Here is a 5,544-nt window from a genome sequence, read left to right on the forward strand (position 1 = left end):
TACAAAAAGGAATACCACTTCACAAAGACTCTAAAGATTGTATATTTTGTATGCAAACCCTTCCATTAGAGAGAATTTCCAATTTAAACTCTTTTTATTCTTTAAAACTAAAAGAAATACAAGAAACGATAGAACTAACAACTAATTTAATTGAAGCGGAATATAAAACTGTAGATGTAAAGTTTCCTGACAAAAAAGATATTGCTGAAATATTTCAATCGGAATATGAACTTGCTTTACAAGAGTATGAAATAAAAAAAGCCCAATATAAATCTAAACTTAAGATTATTGAAGCTGATTTAATAAAGAAAGGTTCAAATATTTTTAATCCAATTACCTCAACAAAAGTAGAAATCATTCAACTAAACAAGAATTTTGAAGTAATTGAAACAATTATCAAGAAGCATAATGAATGGCTATGTCAATTTTCCGAGAGAAAAAAATCAGCTGTTTCTAAAATTTTAAATCATTACGTTGCTGAATATCTTACAACAGAAGAATATAATAAAAAAGAACTTGCGAAGGTTAATGCAGATGAGCAAATCCAGAAAATTGTAGATAAAATAAAAGCTAACGACAAGTTAATAATTGTATATAAATCTCAACTTAGCGACAAGGTAAAAGGACAAGTTGAGATCAACGATATATTAAAAATACTATTAAACAGAGATGACATAAAAATTGTAATAAAAGACGAAAAATTTAGATTGGAAAGGTCTAGTCATCCAGCAGAACATTTAAGTGAAGGAGAAAAATCTGCAATTGCTTTGGCATATTTTTTAACAGAATTAAAATCACTTCGAGATGGTGCCCCATCAAAACTTACTAACACGATTATATTTATTGATGATCCTATCTCAAGTTTAGATAACAATCACGTTTTCCAAGTACGATCATTATTAAAAGACTTTCTCAAGCTAGAAGATTTTGCGCAACTTTTTGTTTCAACTCATAATTTTGATTTTTTTTCAATGCTTAAGGATTCTGATGAATTATTTAAACCTTATAATAACAAATCTGAATTTTACTATATAAAACGCAAGGATTCTGGAGAGTCAAATTTGGAGCATTTACCTGATTCTTTTCGAAAATACAATTCTGAATATGTTGCACTATTTCATATTTTAAACGACTTCAACAAACTTGAAGACAAATCACAATTTTCATATACCCTTCTTTTGCCAAATGCATTGAGAAGGTTTTTAGAGCTTTATACCGCAACAAGATACCCTTCATTTATTTCTATAGATCACAGAATTAAAAAAGTTTTCACACCAGATGACGGAGCTTTTCATAATATAAAATTATTGCATTGGTTTTCTCACCAAAATCAATTAGAAAAAGTTCAACAACATGACGACAAATTATTACAAATTGAAGAAGCAATAAAAGACTTAATGGAATATATTGAAAAAAAGGATGAATTACATTGGAAAGGTTTAAATGGAAACTAGTAAGCTATAGATTTCCCAAAAAATCCAAACCTCAGCTTATGTTAACTAGCACATTTGATCCATTTCGATGCTCAAGCACATAATCAGTAATCTTTAGCAATAATCTTTTATTGACTTGATATGTTCCATTTTCATCTATAAAATCAATTGGCTTTTCTTCTCTCAATAAATACATTTCACCCTCAAACTCTAATTCAAAATTATAATAACAAAAGTTGGGATTGACATTAAAGGGATATTCTAAAGGCCCAGAGCTTTTTTTAATTATAAATGCTCGATAGTTACTATCAGCGGGCTTGGGAATATCAATCATTTTACGATTCTCAAGTTCTAATTCGATGTCTCTGTAAAATCTACTAAAAAAATTATTTGAAGAAGCACTTTCCATACCACTACACTTATTAATAATGACTTTTGCTATGCTTGTAACTTCTTTAGCACTTATAATTTCAAAATTTGTATTACTAATTTCATTCCAATATGTTAATACCATTAATGATCCTAAACATAATGTATCAGAAGTATACCATCTGAAAAAAAAGGGCGGAGATTTCAATATTAAAAAAATCTCACGACATGTCGGAGGTTTACATTCCAAATGCTTTTTTTTGATATAATTATCTATTATACCATTTAATGAAACATGAGTTCCTATTTCCAATACATTTTTAGGATCTCCAATTTCTTGGATATACCTTTTTACATATAGATCAAACAATTCCTTACATGTAAAATATTGTATTTCATTTATGTCAGAAAAATCCATTAATTCACAAGTCGTTTTTTATTTTTCTAATTACTCGATTTTGGCCAACAATTATTCCGAGCATTATAAGGAAGACAAATGGCTCAATTATACAAAAAATCCAAATATTGATTTCTTTATACGTCATTCCTGATAATTTTGCCCAGTAAGTTAATATATCTACACACAAGTCAAATAATCGATTAAAAAATACATTTGTATTTACCATGTTAGTTTAATTAAAACTGATGAGAATTGTTAATGCGACTAAAACAACTACTACTAAATAGGCGAAAAAGGTAAAATCCCGATTGTCACTACTTGATTTTTTATTTTCATCGACACTTTCAAAATATATTTTATTCTCATTTGGATTAAATATTAAATATATTATACCCCAAACCATTAAAATAAATATTACAAGAATTAATACAAATGAAGTATTCGACATAATATTCAAAAACAAATATTCAATTCAAGTTCAGCTCTTTTTTTCAACTCTAATAACTTGTTGTAATCTCTCCTATTCTCAGATATAAGTTGGGCTAATTCATTAGCTAATTCCTTTTTCTGATCATCTTTTTCTCTATCTGGATGAATTCTTTTTTTAAGCTGATCATATAAAATCCCGGCTAAACCGATACTATTAAAAACATTATCAAAATCGAGTTTCACCGTTTCTTTTTTAACTTCTTCTCGATAACTCAACTTTTGTGCTTGATTTGAAAAAAAGCGAAATGACAAAAAAAAATGTTTCAATTTAACCCCTATTACTTTGAACATATAAAATATTTACAAGTATCCAACTACATCAATGTACTTTTTGAGTTCCCACTTTAAACCAATATTTCCTACATCAGAATGTAATTCTAGAGTGTCGAATCCCAAGGATACTAAGTTTCTAACTAAAGCAGAATTTACTAAAACCACTTTACCCATTTCTTCCATCTCAGACCTATTAAGATTTCTCCCTGTAAGTGCTTTTATCCGAAATCCGCCAGCAGCCCACTTTGAAAAAGCATGAGTGTATCTAGAATCTCCTACAGATATTTTAGCTTCAAATAAAGTGGGCACTATCCCTGCAATATAAGCCGCTCTACTTGATTTATTAAAATCACGAATTAAATGCTCTCGGTCTTTCCTATTCTCAAACCAAGATGTAAAAACTTGTTTAATTTGCTCCCACATATCTTACGATTATTAATTACCTGTCAATTCCCAGATCATATTATTCATATCTTGAAAATTCAACAATACACTTTTTGAAATTGAATTATTTATAATTTCAAAATACACTAACATTCGTTTACCTAAAACTGAAGGCTCAACTTCCCATTTATAGCTCTCAATATTGTTTGCTTTAACTAAATGATTAATTAATTTCCCTTTTAAATAGACTTCATATTGGTTATTTGCATCTTTTTTTGAGAGTACTGCAATACTCTGAAGTCCTTCAATAAATATTTCAATTTTCAAATCTGAGGAAACAGCAATTCTGTCATAATTTATGGAATTATCAATCCTCCATTTATTTATTTTTATTATCTGATTTTGCGCTATAATTTGAAAATTGCACAAAAAAGAAATCACTGAAACCAAAACAATATTTCGCATCAATTTACTGTTTAAATTCATGACTATTGAAAGGAATTACTTTTTAAAAACATTGTAAACTTGATTATTGAGGTAATCATTTATACAATTAAAAAACAAATAAATCCTTCATTGGCACTTCCAATTTTTTAGTTATTACATACATCTGATAAATGCTTGTATTAATTTTCCCTAACTCGATGCGACTTATCTGAGTGTAGTCAATACCAGATTCATGAGCAAATTTTTCCATTGTAAGACCTTTGTTCTCGCGCGCTTCTCGGATTTTAGTCCCAACATGTTTACAAACTTCCTCTTTAGTTAACTCCATTTTAACAAATATGCGATAAGCACCAAATTCCCACAATGGCAGATTTGCCATATTGATTTAACGGTATGAGTAATATGAAATGATTGAATTTTGCTTTCTGTTTCCATATAAATAAAAAAGCCCCTTAGATTTCTCTAAGAGGCTATATTTAAATTGTTAACCTACCTTAAAATGGCGGTAGGGATACCATTTGCTCCCAATGCAATAAATTATTTTATTTAAGTTATCTTTTACGATAGCGTCGATATACACCTTAGTCCCTTTGGGAAGATTACCGATTTCACGAACCACTTCAGCTCGTATCGGTGTGTACAATTCAAGGATGATTCCCTTGGGTGTAATTACTAACAGCACATTGGGATGGAGAAACCCTACTTTCTGTTTCTTCATATCCTCAATTCAAGTACCAGTTAGTACTTCCGCCCGTTAGCCCAGATTGCAACTGATGCGTGAAATCAAATGCGTTAATGCTTCGTTCTAGGAAGCTATCCACGTAACTTGACTTGTTCGCACCCGTAAACAGATTGTACATCCTCCAAAGGTTAATATCCCCGTTCTCATTACAGCAGAAGCTGTTGTCTTGGAAGTAATCCTTGGCAACAGAACCTAGCTGTGTATCGGTGAACAAGAGAGGAGGTATTTCTTTCTTAACCTCATTGGGCAGGTAATTATACAAGCGTGCACGTCCTAACACCTGAGCAAATTGTGCCTCAGTCAAATTGTGTTCCGTTAAACGCTGCATCGCTCTTAGGTGAAGTTCTGGGTTGTACAGGTGAACCATATTCATTATGGCATCCATTAGCTCTCCTTGGCTTCTAACCACCAATTTAACCTGCGCACCGTCTGACCAAACACAAAGGTTACTGCACACCTTGACTGAGAAACCAATGAAGATTTTGAAATGCTCCGAAGATCCTTTCTTATTATTTAGCTTATCATCCCCGTAGCACTTCACCCCACCTATGGTTAGACTTAGTGTTTGCCCATCAATGGTAAGTTGGATGCTGGGTATCTCGAAAACAAACATTGCCCTCTCGTAATAGATGGTTCTTTCGTGGTCTTCTAACTGGTTAGCTGGCTTGTATCGTGCTTCTGGTGTTCTTCCCTTAATGGGATGCGAAACACGTATGCTAGGAGAGAGAATATCTTCCCCTTTGAAGCAATGGTTAATCACATCGTAGGTGGTCTGAATGAAATCCCCGTGACTAATCAAAGGTTCATTGTCCTTACTAAACACGGGAATAATGTGAAATCTCTGTATGTCCTGTAGATTAACTTCTATGGTATTCGCACCGATAAAAGCTGAACTACTAGATACTATCTCTTGCTTCTCTATTTCAATATAAGAAGCGTATTCTTCCACCTCCACGGGTGGATTAACTGTTAGTTGGTTGTTCATTTGGAATGGGGTTTAAGTTGCC

The 5,544-nt window shown here is 31.6% G+C and carries 8 protein-coding genes; 1 reads left to right on the plus strand and 7 read right to left on the minus strand.

Features of this window, described 5'->3' with window-relative positions; all coding sequences use genetic code 11:
* The coding region (locus ACKOWY_RS00200; RefSeq protein WP_408939429.1) for an AAA family ATPase at window positions 1–1,454 on the plus strand (1,454 nt) is incomplete at its 5' end.
* Window positions 1,455–1,485: 31 nt separating this feature from the next.
* Here ACKOWY_RS00200 and ACKOWY_RS00205 read toward each other — a convergent pair.
* The 7 genes from ACKOWY_RS00205 to ACKOWY_RS00235 all read right to left on the minus strand — a co-directional run bounded on the left by ACKOWY_RS00205 (window position 1,486) and on the right by ACKOWY_RS00235 (window position 5,522).
* On the minus strand, window positions 1,486–2,220 hold the full coding sequence (locus ACKOWY_RS00205; RefSeq protein WP_408939430.1) for a hypothetical protein: 735 nt from the start codon (window positions 2,218–2,220) through the stop codon (window positions 1,486–1,488).
* A gap of 435 nt (window positions 2,221–2,655) precedes the next feature.
* The gene (locus tag ACKOWY_RS00210) at window positions 2,656–2,982 is read right to left on the minus strand and encodes a hypothetical protein (RefSeq protein WP_408939431.1); all 327 of its coding nucleotides are present in this window, start codon (window positions 2,980–2,982) and stop codon (window positions 2,656–2,658) included.
* Between the two features lie 9 nt (window positions 2,983–2,991).
* Entirely contained in the window at window positions 2,992–3,387 is a 396-nt protein-coding gene (locus ACKOWY_RS00215) for a hypothetical protein (protein WP_408939432.1), read from the minus strand.
* Window positions 3,388–3,399: 12 nt separating this feature from the next.
* Entirely contained in the window at window positions 3,400–3,813 is a 414-nt protein-coding gene (locus ACKOWY_RS00220; protein WP_408939433.1) for a hypothetical protein, read from the minus strand.
* A gap of 88 nt (window positions 3,814–3,901) precedes the next feature.
* Window positions 3,902–4,174: a helix-turn-helix domain-containing protein gene (locus ACKOWY_RS00225; RefSeq protein ID WP_408939434.1), complete on the minus strand. Its 273-nt coding sequence runs from the start codon at window positions 4,172–4,174 to the stop codon at window positions 3,902–3,904.
* Window positions 4,175–4,279: 105 nt separating this feature from the next.
* Window positions 4,280–4,513: a hypothetical protein gene (locus ACKOWY_RS00230; protein WP_408939435.1), complete on the minus strand. Its 234-nt coding sequence runs from the start codon at window positions 4,511–4,513 to the stop codon at window positions 4,280–4,282.
* Between the two features lie 4 nt (window positions 4,514–4,517).
* Entirely contained in the window at window positions 4,518–5,522 is a 1,005-nt protein-coding gene (locus tag ACKOWY_RS00235) for a DUF3871 family protein (RefSeq protein ID WP_408939436.1), read from the minus strand.
* Between the last annotated feature and the right edge of the window lie 22 nt (window positions 5,523–5,544).

It is taken from the genome of Flavobacterium sp. (genome assembly GCF_046073885.1).
In the GTDB taxonomy this organism is placed as follows: domain Bacteria; phylum Bacteroidota; class Bacteroidia; order Flavobacteriales; family Flavobacteriaceae; genus Flavobacterium.

Excerpts from the sequence above, each read along its gene's own strand:
- ACKOWY_RS00205 (WP_408939430.1), bottom strand. The coding sequence starts at position 2,220 with ATGGATTTTTCTGACATAAATGAAATACAATATTTTACATGTAAGGAA.
- ACKOWY_RS00210 (WP_408939431.1), bottom strand. The coding sequence starts at position 2,982 with ATGTTCAAAGTAATAGGGGTTAAATTGAAACATTTTTTTTTGTCATTT.
- ACKOWY_RS00215 (WP_408939432.1), bottom strand. The coding sequence starts at position 3,387 with ATGTGGGAGCAAATTAAACAAGTTTTTACATCTTGGTTTGAGAATAGG.
- ACKOWY_RS00220 (WP_408939433.1), bottom strand. The coding sequence starts at position 3,813 with ATGCGAAATATTGTTTTGGTTTCAGTGATTTCTTTTTTGTGCAATTTT.
- ACKOWY_RS00225 (WP_408939434.1), bottom strand. The coding sequence starts at position 4,174 with ATGGCAAATCTGCCATTGTGGGAATTTGGTGCTTATCGCATATTTGTT.
- ACKOWY_RS00230 (WP_408939435.1), bottom strand. The coding sequence starts at position 4,513 with ATGAAGAAACAGAAAGTAGGGTTTCTCCATCCCAATGTGCTGTTAGTA.
- ACKOWY_RS00235 (WP_408939436.1), bottom strand. The coding sequence starts at position 5,522 with ATGAACAACCAACTAACAGTTAATCCACCCGTGGAGGTGGAAGAATAC.